Consider the following 20,022-nt stretch of genomic DNA (forward strand, 5'->3'; position numbering starts at 1 on the left):
ATGGCGACCGAGATCGAACGCAAGTTCCTGACCGCGGACGAGTCCTGGCGTAACCAGGCGGAGAGCTCACGGATGCTCTGCCAAGGCTATCTCAACGATCCCGGCCGGGCGTCGGTACGGGTTCGGATCGACGGTGAGCAGGCCAACCTGAACATCAAGGCGGCAGTGAAGGGGGCCGCACGAGCCGAATACGAATACCCCATCCCGCTCGCCGACGCCCGGGCGATGCTGGCCGAGCTGTGCATGCATCCGCCGGTGGAAAAGCGACGGCACCTGCTGCGGCACGGCGCGCATCTCTGGGAAATCGACGAGTTCGCCGGTGCCAATGCCGGTCTGGTGGTGGCCGAGGTGGAGCTGGGCGCGGTGGACGAGCCATTCGAAAAGCCGGCCTGGCTAGGGTCGGAGGTCACCGAGCTGCGGCGCTATTACAATCATGCACTGGCAATCACGCCCTATCGCGACTGGCCGGCCGATGAGCGCTGAACACATCGACATCGATCTGACCGAGCAATCCCTGAGACTGCTCAACGGCGACGGCCGGATGCTGGCGCGCTATGCGGTATCCACCTCGAAAAACGGGGCGGGCGAGCGGGAGGGCAGCTTCCGCACGCCGCGCGGCCGGCATCGCATCCGGGCCAAGATCGGCGCCGGCGCGACGCCCGGCACGGTATTCCGCGGCCGCCGGCCCACCGGCGAGATATACTCCGAGGCACTGGCCACCGCCGAGCCCGGGCGCGACTGGATTCTCACCCGCATCCTCTGGCTCTGTGGCGAGGAAATCGGCCGCAATCGCCTGGGCGCGGTGGACACCATGCGCCGCTACGTCTACATCCACGGGTCGCCGGACAGTGTCCAGATGGGTCGGCCGGGGTCGATCGGCTGCGTGCGCATGCACAACAGCGACATCATCGAGCTGTTCGACCGGATTCCGGCCGGCATCCCGGTGAACATCCACGAGGGCAGCGCATGACCGCCCCCGGTCCGCTGATGATCGACGTGGCCGGCGTCCGGCTGGATGCGTCGGATCGGGCCCTGCTGGCGGAACCTCTGGTGGGCGGGGTGCTCCTGTTTTCTCGCAACTTTGTTTCCGTGGAACAGCTAGGCGAACTGTGCGCCGCCATTCGCGAACTGCGCCCCGAGTTGCTGATTGCTGCGGACTACGAGGGTGGCCGCGTGCAGCGCTTCCGCGAGGGGATGACGCGCATTCCGTCCATGGGGACGATCGGCGCCCACCATGATGCGGATCCGCATGCGGCACGTGCCCTGGCGGCCGACTGCGGCCGGGTGATCGGCGCTGAACTGGCGGCGCTAGATATCGACCTGGCGTTCGCGCCCGTGCTGGACCGCGACTACGGCTGCTCCACGGTGATCGGTGATCGCGCCTTTCATGCGGACGGCGGGGTTGTCGCGGCACTCGGCGGCGCCCTGCGCACCGGCATGGCGGAAGCCGGCCTGGCGGCTACCGGCAAGCATTTTCCCGGCCACGGCGCGGTGGTGGCCGATTCGCACGAGACGCTACCGGTGGACGAGCGGCCGCTGGCCGATCTCCAGGCCGATATGGCGCCGTTCGCGGCGCTGATCGAGACGGGGCTGGAGTCGGTGATGATGGCGCATGTGCGCTATCCGGCGGTCTGCGAAGAGGTGGCCAGCCTGTCTTCCACCTGGATTGGCAAGCGGCTGCGCGGCGAACTGGGCTTTACCGGCGTGGTGTTCTGCGACGATCTGAGCATGGGCGGCGCCGCGGTAGTCGGCGACTACCTTACCCGCGCCCACAAGGCGCTCGCCGCCGGCTGCCAGATGCTGCCGGTCTGCAACAACCGCGAGGCCGTTCGCTCGCTGGTCGAGCAGTTGCCGCGGCCCTCGGATTTCGATCCGACCCCGTTGATGCGCCTGCGGCGTCGTCACGACATGACCATCGATAACCCCACGCTGGCGGCGGCGCGATCGCGCGTCACGGCGCTGGCCCGACCGGCAGACGGCCAATGTTAGAGACCCTCAGCAACGGGTGGATTGCCCTGGAAGATTTCCGGACCCGCTGGGGCGAGATCGCGGATATCTTCCTGATCGTGCTGGCCGTGGTGGTGATCAATCTGATCCTGCGGCTGGCCTTCCGGCAGCTGGCAAAACGGGTGGAACACACCCGCAGCGTCTGGGATGACGCCATCTACGAAAGCCTGAGCGGGCCGCTGCGCGGCGCCGTCTGGGTGGGCGGGCTGTCGCTGGCGGCAAGCATCGGCAGCCCCGATCCGGAGTCGATCATCGGTACCTGGCTGCCGGACGCGCGGGTGGTGGCGTATGCGGGCATCGTCATCTGGTTCATCCTGAGCCTGATCACGGCGGTGGAAAAGAACATGCTGGTGCACGCCGCGCGCCGCGGCGACCCGCTGGACGAAACCACCGCCGACGCCATCGCCAAGCTGCTGCGGCTGGCGGTGATGATCACCGGGGCGCTGGTGGTGCTGCAGACCCTGGGGGTATCCATTTCCGGCTTGCTGGCCTTCGGTGGCGTCGGGGGCATCGCGATCGGTTTCGCCGCCAAGGATGTCATCGCCAATCTGCTGGGCGGGCTGACCATCTACCTCAACCGGCCGTTCTCGGTGGGGGACTGGATCCGTTCGCCGGACCGGGACATCGAGGGCGTGGTCGAGGCGGTTGGCTGGCGAGCGACCTCGGTGCGCCGCTTCGACAAGCGGGCGCTATACGTGCCCAATGCTGCATTCACCACGATCTCGCTGGAAAATCCCTCGCGCATGACGCATCGGCAGATCAACGAGACCGTGGGCCTGCGCTACGAAGACTCGGCGTTGGTGGGGCCGGTGGTGTCCGATATCCGCGAGATGATCGAATCCCATCCCGACATCGACACCTCGCAGACGATTCTGGTCTACTTCAACCGCTTTGCCCCGTCCAGCCTGGAACTGTTCATCTACTGCTTCACCGTGACCACCGGCTGGGGTGATTTCCTGGCGGTCAAGCAGGACGTGCTGACGCGCTGCCATGACATCATCAGCGGACACGGTGCCGAGGTGGCGTTTCCGACCACCACGGTGCATCTTGCTCGCAACGATGATGATGACGCCGACGGAAAGATGGCGCGTGGCCGGCCGGGCACCGGCGCACCCAAGAATCCGGAACAGCAGGGAAGTACCGATGACGATGCATGACGAACGGCGCCGGGACGCCATGATGGTGCGTGAGCGGGCCGACTGCGTTTGCGACGCGGCGCAACTGGCCGACATCTACGACCGCATGGCCCGCGACATTACCGAAGCGCTGGCCGAGGCCAATCCGGTGATTCTCTGCGTGATGCTCGGCGGCCTGGTGCCGACCGCCGAAATCACCCGACGGCTGGATTTCCCCTTCGAATTCGACTATCTCCACGCCACCCGCTATCACGGCGAGACGCAGGGCGGGGAACTGGTGTGGAAGGTCAGCCCGGGCATCGACCTGGCCGATCGTGACGTGCTGGTGATCGACGACATTCTCGACGAGGGCACCACGCTGGAGGCCATTCTCGGGGCCCTGGCCGCCCAGGGCGCCCGCCGCGTGCGCACCGCGATTCTGCTGGAGAAATCGCATGCTCGGCGTGACCCGGCGCTGACGGTCGACTTCGTCGGCACCACCGTGCCGGATCGTTACGTATTCGGCGCGGGCATGGACTACAAGGGCTATTTCCGGCAGCTGCCGGCGGTCTACGCCGTCGCCGACACGTGAGCGCGCCGGTCGGGATCATCGGCGGCACCGCGCTGGCGGAGCTGACCGATCTGGAGGATGCTCGCGACCTGGATGCGCACACGCCCTACGGGCCGCCCTCCGGTCCGCTTCGGCGCGGCCGCCTGGCCGGGCGCGAGGTGGTGTTCCTGTTCCGGCATGGTCCGGGCCATCGCCTGCCGCCGCATGCTATCAACTACCGCGCCAACATCCGGGCACTGGCCGATGCCGGGGTACGGACGGTGGTGGCCGCCGCCGCGGTGGGCGGCATCAGCGATGCCGCCGAGCCCGGCCGGCTGGTGATTCCCGATCAGATCATCGATTACACCTGGGGCCGGGCTCACAGCTTCTCGGCCGACGGCGAGACGCCGCTGCAGCACGTGGATTTCACCGACCCCTATGACGGTCCGGCATGCGACGAACTGCGCCAGGCCGCCGCCGGCGCGGGACTGAACGTGCTGGGTAAGGGTGTGCACGGCGTCACCCAGGGCCCGCGGCTGGAGACTGCCGCCGAGATTCGCCGCATGCAGCGCGACGGCTGCGACATCGTTGGCATGACCGGCATGCCCGAAGCCGGTCTCGCGCGCGAAGCCGGATTGGCCTACGCTTGTTGCGCGGTAGTGGTCAACCGGGCGGCCGGGCGCGGCGACAGCGCCATCCATGCCGAGATCGAACGCTACCTCGAGCAGGGCATGACGGCGCTGGGCGGGCTGCTGACCGCCGCCGTGCCCCGGCTGGCGTGAATCAGGATCGTTCCGACACCCCGGCGGACGCGCGCCGGGCGATTGCCGCGTACTACCGCCAAACCCAGTGGCAGTACTACGGCCTGTGGAGCGGCCGCGGCACACTTGCACTGCATTACGGCTACTGGGACGACGGCGTGCGCAGCCACGCCCAGTCGCTGGCCCGGCTCAACGCCGTGCTGGCGGAACGGGCCGACATCGGCCGGGGCGACCGGGTGCTGGATGCGGGCTCCGGTTGGGGTGGCTCCTCGATCTGGCTGGCCCGCGATCGTGGCGCCCGTTGCACCGGGGTCACCCTGGAACCGCATCAGGTCCGCATCGCGCGCATGATGGCGGCACGCCGGGGCGTGTCGGATCTCACCGAGTTCGCCCTGGGCGATTACACTCGTCTGCCGTTCGCCGATGCCAGTTTCGACGTGGTCTGGGCGGTGGAAAGCGTCTGCCACGCCACGGACAAGTCGGCGTTCCTGCGCGAGGCCGCGCGCGTGCTGCGGCCGAGCGGGCGCCTGATCGTGTCGGATTTCTTCCGCGCCGAGGCCGCCATGGGCGCCGATCGCGAGGCTTTGCTGCGGGCCTGGGTCAGCCAGTGGGTGGTACCGGATCTGGCCAGTCTGGACGGCTTTGGCGCAGACGCCCGCCGGGCCGGCTTCGACGAAGTGGTGACCGACGACGTCACCGACCGCATACGCCCCGCCGCACGGCGCCTCTATCGCACCGGCCTGTTGACGGCGCCGCTGGCCGGACTGTTCCGGCTGCTGCGGCTGCACAATGACTATCATCACGCCAACTGGTTGTCGTCGCTGCGCCAGTACCGCGCCCTGCAGGCCGGGGCCTGGCGTTATGGCATCGTCACGGCCCGGCGAAGCGATGCGTGACTGACGCCGGGCGGCCAAGCACGGCGTGCTGGTATTTGCCGACCATAACGCCTGACATCTCACTGGACCAGAGCCTGCTTGACGGCAGCTCTTACCGTCGGTGCGCTCGGATGTCGAGGTATCGGTCGACGTTCCGATTCCAACGCCATTGCCGGCGAGACGCCGCCCGCTGTTTCTCTGACCTTAAGGCGCCGATAAGGGTCCGCTGCGCATGATTCCCGCGCAACTCATAGTCAGGGCCATGCTAAAAAGTGGGACATTACCGGCGGGCGGACCATGAGAAGGGCTTCAGACGCTTGATACGGCAGTCGCGGCGCAAGCTTCGCGCGACGCTAGTAAATCTGCTCATTCGGCAACACGCAACCCGCTGGCCCGTGCGGGGGGCGATTCCCATGCCCCGGCGCATTCTGGTGTGTCGCGTGAATCGGCGCCTGGGTAATACCGTCTTGCTGACGCCCCTTCTGCAATCGCTGGCTGCCACCTTTCCCAGCGCTCGCGTGGATGTGCTTATCCAGGGTCAGTACAACGGTCGTCTCCTGTGTGGCTTGCCCGGCGTTGATAAAATCATTGAATTGCCGACTTCGCCCGGGATCCTGTTGTGGAAAATAATTCCGCTGATTGTGAGTCTACGCTGGCGTCGCTATGACCTAGCTGTCGATCCCAATGGACACTCATTGAGCAACCGCGTTGCCATGTTGTGCGCCGCTGCCCGATATCGCCTGGGTTTTGCTTCTCCAGATCAGTGTTTGCGACTGACTCATGCCGTCACAGTGCCCCCCGAGAACGTCCACATGGGGCTGGAACCGCTTGCGTTACTCGCCGCGATTAGCGACCCCGCGCCAACAAGAATTGAACATCTGGCGGTCGGAATGTCCGATTCAGAGCGAGAGAGAGCTTCGATCCATCTTAAGGAGGCGATAGGCAGCCCTTGCCAAAAAACGATTTTTGGCTTTTTCGCGCACGCGACGGGTGATAAGGAATTATCAGAACATTGGTGGGTGGAATGGTGTCGTGAGGTTCGGACGCTGCACCCTGAGGCGATACTGGTACAGATCGTACGACCTGGCTGTGAAGCGGTTAGCTCGGAGGTCGTCGCGATAGGCACCGAAAACCTGCGCGAGCTGGCAGCGATGATCACCCAGTTCGATCGGTTTATTGCTGCCGATTCCGGACCGATGCACCTGGCAGCAGCATGTGGCGTACCCGTCCTCGGACTCTTCAAGACGACGCCCCCGGGTTTATTCGCACCACTAGGGCCTGAATGTGGATTCTTGAACGCGCCTCTGGCGCCGGCGGAAGCTGCTAAGGCCTTGATTCAGCTTCCGTCGGCGCGGCGCCGTCAGCAGTTTCATGCTCGAGATGAAGCGATAGATGCCTGGGGTAGCGATCGGCAAGTTGCCCTCTGAGCGTGGTCAAGCCGCCGATCGCGTGCGCATGACGAGCGTAGTTTGTCTCGTCGGGCCGAACTTCCCGGCTATATACACAGCCACGGAGGGTGACTTGGAACGCGTGCTTTTGATGCCACCGGGAGGCATAAGGGAAGCTTAAGTAACGTCCGTTAGCCTTTGACCCTAATCAGGTGGTTGGAGCGGGCGATGACTATGAATAATCCAGTGGTGGCATTGAATTCAGGGCTGACGCACTATGGTCCGGGTGCGCAGGATCGCGCCATAGTTGAAAAGTTCGTTGCCACACACTACGAACGTCATTATCAGGCCTGCATTGACGAGTTTTACCCGCAGCTTCTCGCGCTACATGATGCCCGGGGGCTGCGGGCATGTGTCGGCTTCAGGGGGGCTGAGACAGGTCCCCTGTTTCTCGAGCAATATCTTGAGGCTCCGGTGGAGAATCTCCTGCGGGCCCGGGTCGGCATAGAGATTGGGCGTGCGCATATTGTCGAAGTAGGTGGCCTCGCAGCAGACGGAGCTGGGGCATGCCGTTTTCTGATACCGCGGGTCGCGAAGTGGCTTGTGGGACGAGGATTTGTGGCGGTCGCCTTTACCGCGACCCGTCGAGTCAGCAACAGTTTCCGTCGGCTCCGGTTGACACCCGCGGACCTTGGTATCGCCGATCCGGTTTGTCTGCACGGTGGGTCCGAGGTCTGGGGTCGATATTACGATTTCGGTCCCAGAGTCTTCGCTGGTCGGCTTGCGGCAGCTATTCCCACCGGCCAGTTTCCGCCCAGCGCCGACGCCGTCCTGCCGTGACGGTCGGACGCTTCTCAATCGGCGACGGCTGCGTCGTCGAGGGCGTGCGCGGCGCGATAGGGTTTCGGGCATTGGCCAAGCACGTCGCCGGCTGGCGGGACTACCTCGTTGCGCACGACGTGAGAGTCCTGGGTCTTCTGGCTGAGAATTCTCCAGAGTGGTTGACCTGTGATCTTGGCGCTCGTGCTGCCGGCGTGGCGTGCGTCCCCTTGCCCCCGTTTTTTTCGGATGGGCAGCTGGCGCATGTGCTGGATACCGCGTCAATCGACACCGTGGCGGTGTCGCCTGCACAGCGGATTATTGCGCTTGACCGCGGGTTCAAAGCGATTCAAACCCATGCGGGGCTCACGGTCGTGCAACGCATTGTGAAGCGACCGGAGGCTATCCCGGCCGGCACCGGCAAGATTACGTTTACTTCCGGGAGCACCGGTACCCCCAAGGGAGTTTGTCTGGGCGACGAGGCCGTGATGTCGCTCGCGGCAGTGCTGCGTGAAGCGCTGGAGCCTTTGCGGATACGTCGGCATCTCAGCGTGATGCCCTACGCCATGCTGCTGGAGAATGTGGCTGGCGCATATGCCGCGATAATGGCCGGCGCTACGGTGATTGCCCCACCCATGTCCGAAATTGGCTTTGCGACTGATGGCCGGTTCGAGCCGGAGCGATTGTTGCAGTGCCTGCAACAAAGCCAGCCGGAAAGTCTGATTCTGTTACCTGAGCTGCTCAAGGCGCTGGTCGAAATGCGCGAGTCCGGCGCGCGGTTACCCACGTCGCTGAAGTTTGTTGCGGTGGGGGGAGGCAGAGTCGGCGCACAGCTGGTTGAGCGTGCTAGAGCGTCGGGCATCCCTGCATTCGAGGGCTATGGGCTGTCGGAGTGTGCGTCTGTCGTCAGTCTCAATCTTCCGGGCGCTGAACGCGCGGGTAGTGCCGGCCGACCACTACCGCATCAGCGGGTCCGTATCGCCAATGATGGAGAAATCTGTGTAGCCGGCAATTCCATGCTCGGTTATCTGGGCTGTGCGGTGGTTGAGCGAGCGATCGCGACGGGTGATCTGGGCGAGTTTGATTCAGACGGATTTCTTTACGTTCGCGGAAGAAAGAAGAACCAATTCATAACCAGTTTTGGCCGCAATGTGAACCCGGAATGGCCGGAAGCGTTGCTGCTGCAAAGCCCAGCGCTGCGCCAGGCTGCGGTGTTCGGAGAGGCATTGCCGGGAAACGTGGCGGTGCTCGTGCCCAGCCCGGGGGAGGCGGACGCGGCGATCGAGCAGGCAATCACCCATGCTAACCAAGAACTACCAGGCTACGCCCACGTTAGCGCCTGGCTGCGGGCTAGCGCGCCGTTTTCCGCTGCCAACGGGCAAGCGACCGCCAACGGGCGTCTAAAAAGAGCCGCTATCGAATCGGCCTATGGGGGGCGATTCCAAGATGTACTCAGGGAGGCGACATGCCATGAAAGCCAACCATAGGAGCAACAAATGACATTCTACGCGCGACTACAATCCGAGACCGAGGCCGAGCGCACTTATCTACGCGCGGCACCGATCATCGGCGCTGTGTTCGAGGGGTGGGTAACACCCGAAAGCTATCTAGCCTTTCTCACGCAGGCCTACCACCACGTCAAGCATACGGAGCCATTGCTAATGGCCTGCGGCTCGCGGCTGCCAGCTCGACTGGAATGGCTGCGCGAAGCGTTGGGCGAGTACATCGAGGAGGAAATGGGTCATCAGGAATGGATCCTCAAGGACATCGCCATGATCGGCGGTGATGCCGAAGCGGTACGCCACGGCACGCCGGCCATGGCCACAGAGCTGATGACCGCCTACGCCTACCACGTCATCGATCGCGGCAATCCGGTGGGCTTTTTCGGCATGGTTAACGTACTTGAGGGCACCAGCATCGAACTGGCCACGCCCGCCGCCGAGATCATCCGAAAGCAGCTCGGTCTGCCGCGGGATGCGTTCACTTACCTGGACACCCACGGCACACTGGACCAGGACCACATCAAATTCTTCGAGAAACTGATGAATCGGCTCGAAGATCCAGACGATCAAGCGGCTGTGGTCCACACTGCACGCATCATCTACCGCCTGTACGGCGATATGTTCCGGGGGCTGCCCATGCCTGAAGCTGCGGTGGCTTCATGAACATTGCCCATGCACGCGTGCTTTTAACGGGCGCGACTGGCGGTATTGGCCGGGTGATCGCGCACCAACTCTCCGCGCAAGGCGCCGCACTGCTGCTAACCGGTCGTGACCATGCGGCGCTGGAGACCTTGGCTACGGAACTTCGGCAGGTTGGTGGCAAGGTGGCCACCGTCGCAGCCGACCTGACCGAGGCGACGGGGCGAGATCGGGTGGCCGCTGCCGCCGCACGGGGCAGCGGTGTTGATGTCGTGATCCATAACGCTGGAGCCAATGTCAGCGGTATGTTTGAAGACCTGGCGCCGGAGGCGATCGACACCATCGTCGCCGCCAATGTGACCGCGCCAATCCAGCTGACGCGGCTACTCCTGCCAACCTTGCGGAACCAGAGCGAAGCCATGCTCCTGTTTATGGGATCAGGCTTTGGGGCCATCGGCTACCCGGGTTTCGCTGCCTATAGCGCGACCAAGTTCGCGCTGCGCGGGTTCGCGGAGGCCTTGCGCCGGGAGCTGGCCGACACTGCCATTGCAGTTGTTCTTCTCGCACCGAGGGCGGTGGATACACCGCTCAACGACTCTCGCGTGCGTTCCCTGCACCAGGCGGCGAAAATGTCAGTTGACCCACCCGAGCGCATCGCCGTCGCGGTGGCAAGGCTGATTCACGAACCCAAAAACGAGGTTCACATAGGCTGGCCCGAGCGCATGTTCGCGCGGCTAAACCGCTTTGCCCCCGGATTGATCGATAACGCGCTGCGCAAGCAATTGCCGGACATTCGTCGTCCGCTGCAGGCCGATTGCGCCACCTCAGCTTCTATAAGGAGATCGTCATGAAAATCGCTATTAGCCTGGCGCTGATGCTGCTGTCGCTGGCCGTCCATGCCGGGGACCTCCCCGCCGACCTGCGCGAGCTGCAGCATGCCTGGGCGCATGCCAACTATCAGATTGAAGACGAGGCCAGGAAGGAGGCGGCGTTCGAGGAATTGGAGAAGCAGGCTGCGGCCCTGAAGGCTGCCTATCCGGGCCGGGCCGAGGCGCTGATCTGGGAGGGCATCGTGTTGTCCAGCTACGCCGGCGTGAAAGGCGGTCTTGGCGCGCTCGGTCTGGTCAAGCGGGCACGTGCCGACTACGAAAGGGCGATTGACATCGACGGCCGAGCGCTTGTCGGCTCCGCGCACACGAGCCTGGGTGTGCTTTACTACAAAGTGCCGGGTTGGCCGCTGAGCTTTGGCGACGATGATAAAGCCGAGAATCACCTCAAGCAGGCGCTGGCGATTAACCCGGGTGGCATTGACCCGAATTATTTCTATGCCGAATTCCTGATCGAGGAGCGCGAGGAATATCAAACGGCAAAGCCCTATCTGGAGAAAGCCCTGGCTGCGTCCGATCGGTCCGAGCGGCCGGTGGCAGACGCCGGCCGCCGGGCTGAGGCCCGTGCCCTGCAGCATCGGCTATGGGCGAATCTGAACGAGTAATCGACGATGCCCAGCATACTAGTGGTCGAGGATGATGCATCGCTTCGGCACGGGCTAGAGCGTGCCTTGACCCAAGCGAAGTATGAGACTGTTAGCGTCGCCGATGCCGGCGAAGCTCGGGCGGCGCTGGCCACGCATGATTTTGCGGGTGTGGTTCTCGATCTGAGTCTGCCAGATCAGGACGGCTTGGCCCTGCTCAAGGGCATCCGCCGCGAGGGGTACACGGTGCCGGTGGTGATCTTGACCGCGCGTGACGCTCTCGACGCTCGTGTTGACGGTTTGGATGCCGGTGCCGACGACTACGTACTAAAGCCGTTCGCGCTGCAGGAGCTGTTGGCCCGGCTGCGCGCGGCCATGCGTCGCGGGGCCGGGCAGGCCAGCGGTCGCCTCACACATGGTGATCTGGAGTTGAATACTGAAGCCTGGCAAGCATGGTTCAAGGGGCGCCCCCTGGATCTGAGTCGGCGACAATTCGCGCTGCTCGCCGAGTTGCTGCGTCACGAAGGGCGCGTGTTGACCTATGATCACCTCGAAGCATCGGTTTATGGCTGGAATAGTGACATCGAAAGCAATGCCATTCAGGTACATGTCCATAGCTTGCGGCGTAAGTTGCCGGCCGATCTGATCAAGACTGTGCGGGGTGTCGGTTATATGGTGCCGGCGTAGTCGTGAGATGGCAGCCGAGTTCCATTCGCGCACGTTTGATCGCTGGCCTGCTGCTGGTGCTGTTGAGCGTGGATGTGGCACTTCTTCTGTCGAATTACCGTGCCGCGCATCATGAGGTCGACGAGCTATTCGACGCACATCTGGCGCAGTCAGCCCGGGTTTTGCGCAAACGTTTCAGCCCGCTCGGGCGGGCATCGGGTGATCCGCAGACGCAGCTCGTCGACGAGTTTTGGCGCGCGGCCGAAGGCACCGTTTTTGCTGACGATGACGACCCCTATGGGCATCCCTATGAGAGCAAGATCGCTTTTCAGCTGATCGGCCGTGATGGTGGCATCCGGGCCCGCAGCGAAAGCGCGCCCCTGGTGCGCTTCATGGAGACTGATCGCGGATTCACTACAGTGGCGCTTGCGGGTTCTCTTTGGCGGGTCTTTTCAGTGCCAGCAGCAGGGGAGCGCGGGGTTGTACAAGTTGGACAGAAGCTCGAGATACGCGAGGAACTGGAACAACGTATTGCAGTCAATACGATTCAGACCAGTCTCCTGGGGTTGCCTGTACTGGTGCTGCTTGTCTGGCTCGCCGTCGGGGTCGGACTAAACCCGTTAAAGCGTTTGACTGGCGAAATTCAACGCCGGAGCGAAGCTCGTCTCGACCCGGTAGTGCTGCCGAGCATGCCCTCCGACCTGCGGCCAATCGTCGAGGCACTGAATTCTCTATTCGCGCGCCTGAGTGCGGCGTGGAAGCGGGAACGTAGATTCCTTGATGAAGCTGCCCATGAGCTGCGCACGCCCTTGTCGGCGATCCGCCTGCATGCGGAATCTCTCGCGCAAGCCGCGGACGAGGATAGCCGCGAATACAGTCAGCGCCATCTTCTAGCGGCTAGCGCGGCCGGCGCTCGTTTAGCCTCGCAACTGTTGACGCTCGCGCGGGTCGAGTCGAGTCAGGCGCGCGACTTACTCGAACCCACGGCCGTCGGCCCGTTGTTTCGCGAAGAGGTGGCAATGCTGGCACCGCTGGCGGAACAAAGGGATGTTGAGCTATGTCTGGACCTGGAGCCGTCCCTGCCCCAAGTGAATGCCGCGCCGGGTCTTTTACCGTTGTTGGTGCGTAACCTGGTCGGTAACGCGATCCGCTATTCGCCTTCCGGGGGTTGTGTTGACGTCCGCGCAAGGAAAGACGAAAAACATGTCGTAGTGACCGTTGATGACCACGGTCCGGGTATACCGCTGGCGCAGCGTGAGCGAGTGCTGGAGCGTTTCATGCGTATCGACAAAAGCGGCGAAGGCTCTGGCCTGGGCCTGGCAATCGCTGCGCGTATCGCCGAGATTCATGGGTGCGCTCTTGAGCTGCTTGACAACCCTTCCGGCTCGGGTCTTCGAGTTTTGTTTCGCCTGGTTTCAGTCCTGGACACCTTAGGCCCATCGCGGTAAATACGCGACATTCCGGGCCCCGGCAACGCACCGGGGCTCATTTCAGCCCCGCACGGATCATCTATGGCGTTAGCCGGCCGCGGATGCTGTGCCGCTCTCACCGGCGCCCAGCCGGTCCAGCAATTCATCGACGGTGGCAATGCGCTGCTCGGTATCCGGCATATCGCGGAAGAAGGTCAGCTTCTGGTCGCCGTCCAGCCGGTAGCGCCGGCTGTCCGACTGCACCAGCGCGATCAGGCTGGCCGGGTCGATGCGGGTGGCCTTGCCGAAATGCAGCCGGCCCACGTCCGGGCCGGTCTCCACCTTGGCAATGCCCAACGGAGTGGCACGCAGCCGCAGGCGCGCGGCGTCGAACAGGTGCTCGGTTTCCTCGGGCAGCAGGCCGAAGCGGTCGATCAGTTCCACTTTCAGTTCGCGCAGGGCGGATTCGGCCGCCGCCGCACTGATGCGCTTGTACAGCACCAGCCGCACGTGCACATCCGGGATATAGTCCTCGGGCAGTAGCGTGCTGACGCCCAGTTCCACTTCCGTGGCCTGGGACAGGGCCTCGTCGAGTTCCGGCACCTCGCCGCGGCGATAGGCTGCCACCGCCTTCTGTAGCAGCTCGTGGTAGAGATCGAAACCGATTTCGGTCATCTGCCCGCTCTGATCCTCGCCCAGCAGTTCGCCGGCGCCGCGGATCTCTAGATCGTGGGTCGCCAGCGCGTAGCCGCTGCCGAGATCGGTGAGTGACGCCAGGGCATCCAGCCGCTTCTGTGCGTCGCCGGTCATGGCTTCCCGCGGCGGGGTGAGCAGGTAGGCATAGGCCCGGTGATGGGAGCGCCCGACCCGACCGCGCAGCTGGTGCAGCTGGGCCAGCCCGAACTTGTCCGCCCGCTCCACCACGATGGTGTTGGCCGAGGGCACGTCGATGCCGGACTCGATGATGGTGGTGCACAGCAGGATGTCGAACCGGCGGTGATAGAAATCCAGCATCACCTGTTCCAGATCCCGTTCCCGCATCTGGCCGTGGGCGATGCGCACCCGGGCCTCGGGAAGAATCTCGTTGAGCTCGCGGCCAATACGCTCGATGTCGCGCACCTCGTTATGGAGGTAGTAGACCTGCCCGCCGCGGCGCAGTTCGCGCCGGCAGGCTTCCTGGATCAGCACGGTATCCCGGCGTGACACGAAGGTCTGGATCGCCAGCCGCTGCTCCGGCGGCGTGGCGATGATCGACAGATCCCGCAATCCCGCCAGGCTCATGTTCAGCGTGCGCGGAATCGGGGTGGCGGTGAGCGTGAGCATGTCCACCTGGGCCCGCAGTGACTTGATCCGCTCCTTGTGGCGTACGCCGAAGCGGTGTTCCTCGTCCACGATCAGCAGGCCCAGGCGCTTGAAGCGGGTGTCCTTCTGGAGCAGACGATGGGTGCCGATCACGATGTCCAGGCTGCCGTCCTGGATGCCGGCCATCGTCTGATCCCGCTCCTTGGCGGAGCGCAACCGGGACAGGGAATTGACCTTGACCGGCCAGTCGGCAAAGCGGTCGGCGAAGGTCTGGGCATGCTGCTGGGCCAGCAGGGTGGTGGGCACCAGCACGCATACCTGGAAGCCGGCCGATACGGCGGCAAAGGCCGCCCGCAGCGCCACCTCGGTCTTGCCGAAGCCGACATCGCCGCAGACCACCCGATCCATCGGCGTGGCGGCGGCCAGATCGGCCAGCACCTGCTCGATGGCGGTGAACTGATCCTCGGTTTCGGTGAATGGGAAGCCGTCGCAGAAGCGGCGGTAGTCCGCCGCATCCGGCACCAGCGCCTCGCCCGGCTGCGCCGCCCGGCGGGCCTGCACTTCCAGCAGCTCGGCGGCCACGTCGCGGGCCTTTTTCGCGGCGCGCTGGCGGGCCTTGCGCCAGCGGTCGGCGCCCAGCCGGTGCAGCGGCGCGGTGTCGGCGTCAGCCCCGGTGAAACGGTGGACCAGATGCAGCGAGGTGACCGGGACGTAGAGCTTGTCGCCCTCGGCGTATTCCATCGCCAGGAATTCGGTTTCCACGCCGCCGGCGCTCAGGCGGGTCAGGCCCAGATACCGGCCCACGCCGTGATCCGCATGGACCACCGGCGAGCCCGGCGCCAGATCGGTGAGTTCGCGAATCGCGGTTTCGGGATCGCGGGTGGCCTTGCGGCGCTTGCGGGCCGGCGGCCGGCTGCCGGTCAGCTCCGGTTCCGCGATGATCGCCAGGCCGGGTAGCAGCACGCCGGCTTCTAGCGGCGCCGCGGTGACCGCCAGCCCGGCATCATCGGCCGCGAACGACTGCCAGTCCTCCACCCGGGCCGGGCGCAATCCCAGGCCCCGCAGCCAGTCGTGCATGGCCTCGCGCCGTCCCGGGGAATCGCCCGACACCAGCACGCGCCGATCGCCTTCGTGCAGGAAACGCATGAAGTTACGGCCGGTCTGTGCCTGGTCCGCCCCGCCCATGGCGGGCACCGGCTCGCAGGCGAACACCACGTCGCCAGCGCTGTCGTCCGGCCGAATGACCGCGGCGCTGCGGTCGCCGAGCCGCGTCTTCAGGTCATCCAGCGGGATGAAGGCCTGATCGGGGGCCAGCAGCGGCCGCTCGCTGTCCACCGAACGCTGTTCGTAGCGGTCCTCGATTTCCCGCCAGGCCCGATCCATCGCCGCGGGCACGTCACCGACTTCGGTGATCAGGGTGCGTTCGGGCAGATAGTCCAGCAGGCTGGCAGTCTGATCGAAGAATAGCGGCAGGTAGTACTCGATGCCGCCGGGCGGGATGCCGCGGCTGACCTCGCTGTAGATCATGCTCGCCGACGGGTCGCCGTCGAAGCGCTGGCGATAGCGCTGGCGGAAGGCGCGGATGCCGTCGTCGTCCAGCGGGAATTCCCGGGCTGGCAGCAGGCGGATTTCTTCCAGCCGGTCGGTGGAGCGCTGGGTCTCGGGGTCGAAGCGGCGGATGGATTCGATTTCGTCGTCGAACAGGTCCAGCCGCAGGGGCTCGCGCTGGCCCATCGGGAACAGGTCCAGCACCGCGCCACGCAGGGCGAACTCGCCGTGGGCGCGGACCTCGGAGACCGCCGCATAGCCCGCGGATTCCAGCCGCGTGCGCATGGCGACCGGATCCAGCGTTTCCCCGGTACGCAGGATCAGCACGCGGCCGTCGATGTATTCGGCCGGGGCCAGCCGCTGCAGCAGGGTGTCGGCGGCCACGATCAGCAGGCCGCGGCCCGCGCGCGGCAGGCGATGCAGGATCGACAGCCGCTCCGACACGATGTCCGCATGCGGCGAGAACACGTCGTAGGGCAGCGTCTCCCAGTCCGGGAAATGGTCGATCGGCAGGTCCGGCCCGGCGAAGTAGCGGGCCTCTTCCTCCAGGGTGTACGCGTGGTGCTCGTCGGCCACGACGGCCACGACGGGCCCGTCCCGGTCGCGGGCGAGATTGGCCAGCACCAGGGCCGGGGCACAGCCGGGCAGGCCGGTCCAGCGGGCGCGCTGACCGGGCGTCGGAACCGGCGGGGTCAGGGGATTTGGGGTGGTATCGGCCATGGTCGAAAGCGGCGCATTGTCGCACAGCGGCCGTGACGGCGGTGTGTCCGTCCGGGCCGGCCGGTTGTCATCGTCGGGTCAAGCGAGGCTCACAGACTGTCCGGGTCAAAGCGGCCCAGGCATCGGGGTCGGCCGCCCCCGACGGACAGGGAGTCCGCCGTGAAGATCGTCGTGATCATCGGGCACTGGAACAGCGGTTCGACGCTGCTGACCGAACTGCTGAGTCGGCATCCCGCGGCGCGTCCCGGGCGGGCGCGCCATCTGCCCAATCGCGAGGAACGCCATACCCGGCGGCTGTTGCGTCAGCTGGCCAGGCGGCGCGGGAGTTGCCGTCGCCACGAGTGGTGCTATTACAACCGCCCGCAGCTCGACGAGGCGGAACTGGCCTGGTTCCGTGCCCGGCTGCTGCGCCGCCTGCGGCCGGGCAACGGCGGATTCGCGCTGATCAAGAACCCGTGGCTGCTTTACGGCCACGATCTGCTCACCCATGCGCTGGCCGGCCATGATGTGCGTTACGTCTACATCACGCGGCGCGGCGCGAATCAGGTCACGTCGTGGAATGCCTGGTTCTCGGAAGCCCGGGACTTGGCCGAGGCGCGCGCCAATCTGATGGCGCGGGCACGGCTGTGGGTGGACGGCGTCGAGACCTATCGGCATGACTGGGCCGAGCGCGATGACTGCCTGGCGGTGCGCTACGAGGATCTGTGCCGCGAGCCGTTTGCCGCGCTCGATCGACTGGCCGAATTCGCGGCGCTGAGGCCATCCGTCTGGCGCCCGGCATTGCCACGGGAATTCACCATCAGCGATGCCAAGTGGCAGGCGCTGCCGGACTGCTTTCGGGAAGAGATTCTGGGGATCACGGCCATCGCCCAAAGCTGGCTGGATGAACATGTCGCGCCCATCGATGCCGTGAGTCACGCTGGCAAGTGGCCGCGGAAAGATCATCCGGCGGTCAATCGCCCGCAGGTGTCGCCGCCTCTGGTGCCTCAGCCGTCCCGGTAGCGCCGGGTCAGATCGGCATAGGCGTCGATCCGGCGATCCCGCAGGAACGGCCACATGCGCCGCAGCGATTCGGTGCGGCCGGTGGGCAGATCCACGATTAGCGTCTCCGCCCCGTCGCCGGCCTCGGCGAGCAGGCCGCCCTGGGGATCGACGGCGAAGCTCGCACCCCAGAAGCGGATACGGTCGTTGCCGTCGCCTTCCACGCCGACCCGGTTGCTGGCGATCACCGGCAGGTGATTGGCTACTGCGTGGCCCCGCTGCACCGTCTGCCAGGCGCCGTGCTGGCGGGCGCGTTCGTCGGGTTCGTCGCGATCGTCCCAGCCGATGGCGCTGGGGTAGATCAGCACTTCCGCGCCGGCCAGGGCCATCAGCCGGGCGGCCTCCGGGTACCACTGGTCCCAGCAGACCAGCACGCCGAGGCGGCCGATGCTGGTATCGATGGGTTCGAAGCCGAGATCGCCCGGGGTGAAGTAGAACTTCTCGTAGAAGGCGGGATCATCCGGGATATGCATCTTGCGATAACGTCCGGCCAGCCGGCCGTCGCGGTCGAGCACCACGGCGGTGTTGTGAAACAGGCCCGGGGCGCGGCGTTCGAACAGCGAGCCCACCACCACGATGCTGTTGGCCCGGGCCGCAGCGGCCAGCCGTTCGGTGGTGGGGCCGGGGATCGGCTCGGCCAGATCAAACTGGGCCGGATCCTCGACCCGGCAGAAGTAGGGGTGATTGTGCAGTTCCGGCAGTATCACCAGCTGCGCGCCGGCCGCGGCAGCGGATTCGATACCGGCGAGGGACGTGGCCAGGTTGGCCGCCGCGTCCGGCTGACAGGCGTGCTGGACGATGCCGGCGCGCAGGATGCGTTCACTCATGGTCGGGGGCCGCGGGTAGCTGCATGGCAGCGCAGTGAATACCGCCATTCTGCCGGATCAGGGCCCGGCAATCGATGGGGATGATGCGCCGATCGGGGAAGGCCGCGGCCAGCACGGCCCGGGCGACGGCGTCGGCCGGGTCTTCGAAGGCAGGCATCAGCACGCAGCCATTGGCGATCAGGAAATTGGCGTAGCCGGCCGGCAGGCGGTGCCCGTCATCGGGGTCGCGAATCGGCGCCGGCAGCGGCAGCTCATGCAGGGCATACGGCTGGCCCGAGGCGTTGCGCAGCGCTGCCAGCTCGGCGGCCATGGCCTGCAGGGGCTGATAGTGGTCGTCGTCGGGATCGCCGCAGCCCTGATACACGATGCCGTTGCCGGGAACGAAGCGGGCCAGGGTATCGATGTGGCCGTCGGTATCGTCGCCGGACAGCTCGCCGTGATTGAGCCAGTGAACGCAGTCGACACCGAAGCGGTCGGCGAACAGGGCCTCGAATGCCGCCCGGTCGGTGCCCGGGTTGCGGTTTTCGTCCAGCAGGCAGCGGCGGGTGGTGAGCAGGGCGCCGCGGCCGTCCACCTCCAGGCTGCCGCCTTCCAGTACCAGGGTTTCGGGCTGGTGGATGGCGTCGCCGAGCCAGCCCCCGGCCGTCAGCTGTCTGGTGATGTCGTCATCGCGCCGGGACGGGAACTTGCGGCCCCAGCCGTCGAAGCGGAAATCCAGCGCGGTCTGCCGACCGTCGCGTATCACGGTCAGGGGGCCGTAATCGCGGATCCAGATATCGTCTGTCGGGCAGTCGATGATGCGGATGGTGTCGGTGCCGGCCGGATCGAGCCGGTGCTCGATGTCGCGGCGGGCCTCGGTGTCGGACGCCAGCAGCAGCACGCTCTGGTACGCCGCCAGGGCCGTGGCCATATGGGCATGGACGTCGCGCGCGGCGGCCAGGCCGTTACCCCAGTCGCCGTCGGCCCGCGGCCAGACAAGCAGGGTAGCGGTCTGCGCCGCCCATTCCGGCGGCAGGTAGGCGCTCACTCAGTGCCCGCTGGCGAGTTCGTCACGGTGGCGGATGGTGGGGAAATCCCCCGGAACCACCGCGTGCAGCACCCGATCGTGCTCGAAGAATACGCGGAAATCGGCATAGTCCCAGCGGGTGATCGGCGGGTCGCCCACGGCCGGATGGCGGCGTTCTGGTGCGCCGAAGCGCTGGCGCACGGTCTGCATGGAAACCCCGCGGCCGGGCAACGCCTGTGGCCGCGCGTTGTCAGAGCCATCGGGTACCGCGACCACGGTGCCGGTGGTGGTTGACGCCGGCGGCTGGGCCACGGCCGACGGGGCCGCCGCCAGACCGCTCGCACCAATCAGTAGCAACACAAGAATGCGCATGACC

Annotated in this window: 20 protein-coding genes; 16 read left to right on the forward strand and 4 right to left on the reverse strand. The window is 65.6% G+C overall.

All coding sequences use genetic code 11. From position 1 onward, the window contains the following. From RM532_RS13005 to RM532_RS13075, 15 genes are all read left to right on the forward strand, one after another. A complete protein-coding gene (locus RM532_RS13005; RefSeq protein ID WP_311653766.1) occupies window positions 1–483 on the forward strand; it encodes a CYTH domain-containing protein in 483 nt (160 codons plus the stop codon). After that, on the forward strand, window positions 473–970 hold the full coding sequence (locus RM532_RS13010) for a L,D-transpeptidase family protein (protein ID WP_311653767.1): 498 nt from the start codon (window positions 473–475) through the stop codon (window positions 968–970). The genes RM532_RS13005 and RM532_RS13010 overlap by 11 nt, the downstream gene beginning before the upstream one ends. Further along, window positions 967–1,989 (forward strand): beta-N-acetylhexosaminidase, encoded by a 1,023-nt coding sequence (gene nagZ, locus RM532_RS13015; protein ID WP_311653768.1) that lies wholly within the window; start codon window positions 967–969, stop codon window positions 1,987–1,989. Before RM532_RS13010 ends, nagZ begins: the two co-directional genes overlap by 4 nt. Continuing rightward, window positions 1,983–3,164, forward strand: coding sequence for a mechanosensitive ion channel family protein (locus tag RM532_RS13020; protein ID WP_311653769.1), 1,182 nt, complete (start codon window positions 1,983–1,985; stop codon window positions 3,162–3,164). The genes nagZ and RM532_RS13020 overlap by 7 nt, the downstream gene beginning before the upstream one ends. Further along, window positions 3,151–3,714 (forward strand): hypoxanthine-guanine phosphoribosyltransferase, encoded by a 564-nt coding sequence (locus RM532_RS13025; RefSeq protein WP_311653770.1) that lies wholly within the window; start codon window positions 3,151–3,153, stop codon window positions 3,712–3,714. Before RM532_RS13020 ends, RM532_RS13025 begins: the two co-directional genes overlap by 14 nt. Beyond that, the gene (locus tag RM532_RS13030) at window positions 3,711–4,454 is read left to right on the forward strand and encodes an S-methyl-5'-thioinosine phosphorylase (RefSeq protein ID WP_311653771.1); all 744 of its coding nucleotides are present in this window, start codon (window positions 3,711–3,713) and stop codon (window positions 4,452–4,454) included. Before RM532_RS13025 ends, RM532_RS13030 begins: the two co-directional genes overlap by 4 nt. Next, the gene (locus RM532_RS13035; RefSeq protein ID WP_311653772.1) at window positions 4,451–5,329 is read left to right on the forward strand and encodes an SAM-dependent methyltransferase; all 879 of its coding nucleotides are present in this window, start codon (window positions 4,451–4,453) and stop codon (window positions 5,327–5,329) included. The genes RM532_RS13030 and RM532_RS13035 overlap by 4 nt, the downstream gene beginning before the upstream one ends. A 392-nt stretch (window positions 5,330–5,721) precedes the next feature. Continuing rightward, the gene (locus RM532_RS13040) at window positions 5,722–6,735 is read left to right on the forward strand and encodes a glycosyltransferase family 9 protein (protein WP_311653773.1); all 1,014 of its coding nucleotides are present in this window, start codon (window positions 5,722–5,724) and stop codon (window positions 6,733–6,735) included. A gap of 189 nt (window positions 6,736–6,924) precedes the next feature. Continuing rightward, the gene (locus RM532_RS13045) at window positions 6,925–7,536 is read left to right on the forward strand and encodes a thermostable hemolysin (RefSeq protein WP_311653774.1); all 612 of its coding nucleotides are present in this window, start codon (window positions 6,925–6,927) and stop codon (window positions 7,534–7,536) included. Beyond that, window positions 7,533–9,002, forward strand: a complete 1,470-nt coding sequence (locus RM532_RS13050) for an AMP-binding protein (protein WP_311653775.1) — start codon at window positions 7,533–7,535, stop codon at window positions 9,000–9,002. The genes RM532_RS13045 and RM532_RS13050 overlap by 4 nt, the downstream gene beginning before the upstream one ends. A gap of 9 nt (window positions 9,003–9,011) precedes the next feature. Next, the gene (locus tag RM532_RS13055) at window positions 9,012–9,680 is read left to right on the forward strand and encodes an iron-containing redox enzyme family protein (protein ID WP_311653776.1); all 669 of its coding nucleotides are present in this window, start codon (window positions 9,012–9,014) and stop codon (window positions 9,678–9,680) included. Then, window positions 9,677–10,507: an SDR family oxidoreductase gene (locus RM532_RS13060; RefSeq protein ID WP_311653777.1), complete on the forward strand. Its 831-nt coding sequence runs from the start codon at window positions 9,677–9,679 to the stop codon at window positions 10,505–10,507. The genes RM532_RS13055 and RM532_RS13060 overlap by 4 nt, the downstream gene beginning before the upstream one ends. Then, complete coding sequence (locus RM532_RS13065) at window positions 10,504–11,148, forward strand: TRAP transporter TatT component family protein (RefSeq protein WP_349255324.1); 645 nt, start codon at window positions 10,504–10,506, stop codon at window positions 11,146–11,148. The genes RM532_RS13060 and RM532_RS13065 overlap by 4 nt, the downstream gene beginning before the upstream one ends. A 6-nt stretch (window positions 11,149–11,154) precedes the next feature. Then, the gene (locus RM532_RS13070; RefSeq protein WP_311653779.1) at window positions 11,155–11,814 is read left to right on the forward strand and encodes a response regulator; all 660 of its coding nucleotides are present in this window, start codon (window positions 11,155–11,157) and stop codon (window positions 11,812–11,814) included. Between the two features lie 2 nt (window positions 11,815–11,816). Further along, window positions 11,817–13,241 carry an ATP-binding protein gene (locus tag RM532_RS13075; RefSeq protein ID WP_311653780.1) on the forward strand — a complete coding sequence of 475 codons (1,425 nt, stop codon included), beginning with the start codon at window positions 11,817–11,819 and terminating at the stop codon, window positions 13,239–13,241. Between the two features lie 69 nt (window positions 13,242–13,310). On the opposite strand, the gene mfd is transcribed toward RM532_RS13075, so the two are convergent. Beyond that, a complete protein-coding gene (mfd, locus tag RM532_RS13080; RefSeq protein ID WP_311653781.1) occupies window positions 13,311–16,772 on the reverse strand; it encodes a transcription-repair coupling factor in 3,462 nt (1,153 codons plus the stop codon). Between the two features lie 159 nt (window positions 16,773–16,931). On the opposite strand from mfd, the gene RM532_RS13085 reads away from it, so the two are divergent. Then, window positions 16,932–17,774, forward strand: a complete 843-nt coding sequence (locus RM532_RS13085) for a sulfotransferase (protein WP_311653782.1) — start codon at window positions 16,932–16,934, stop codon at window positions 17,772–17,774. Here the strand turns inward: RM532_RS13085 and RM532_RS13090 are convergent. From RM532_RS13090 to RM532_RS13100, 3 genes are read right to left on the reverse strand one after another with little or no spacing between them, the layout of a single operon-like run. Continuing rightward, a complete protein-coding gene (locus RM532_RS13090; protein ID WP_311653783.1) occupies window positions 17,759–18,640 on the reverse strand; it encodes a carbon-nitrogen hydrolase in 882 nt (293 codons plus the stop codon). The genes RM532_RS13085 and RM532_RS13090 overlap by 16 nt on opposite strands. Beyond that, window positions 18,633–19,667 carry an agmatine deiminase family protein gene (locus RM532_RS13095; protein ID WP_311653784.1) on the reverse strand — a complete coding sequence of 345 codons (1,035 nt, stop codon included), beginning with the start codon at window positions 19,665–19,667 and terminating at the stop codon, window positions 18,633–18,635. Before RM532_RS13095 ends, RM532_RS13090 begins: the two co-directional genes overlap by 8 nt. Next, window positions 19,668–20,018, reverse strand: coding sequence for a hypothetical protein (locus RM532_RS13100; protein ID WP_311653785.1), 351 nt, complete (start codon window positions 20,016–20,018; stop codon window positions 19,668–19,670). Between the last annotated feature and the right edge of the window lie 4 nt (window positions 20,019–20,022).

Origin of the sequence: Spectribacter hydrogenoxidans, assembly GCF_031846275.1 — a bacterium.
Classification (GTDB): domain Bacteria; phylum Pseudomonadota; class Gammaproteobacteria; order Nevskiales; family Salinisphaeraceae; genus Spectribacter; species Spectribacter hydrogenoxidans.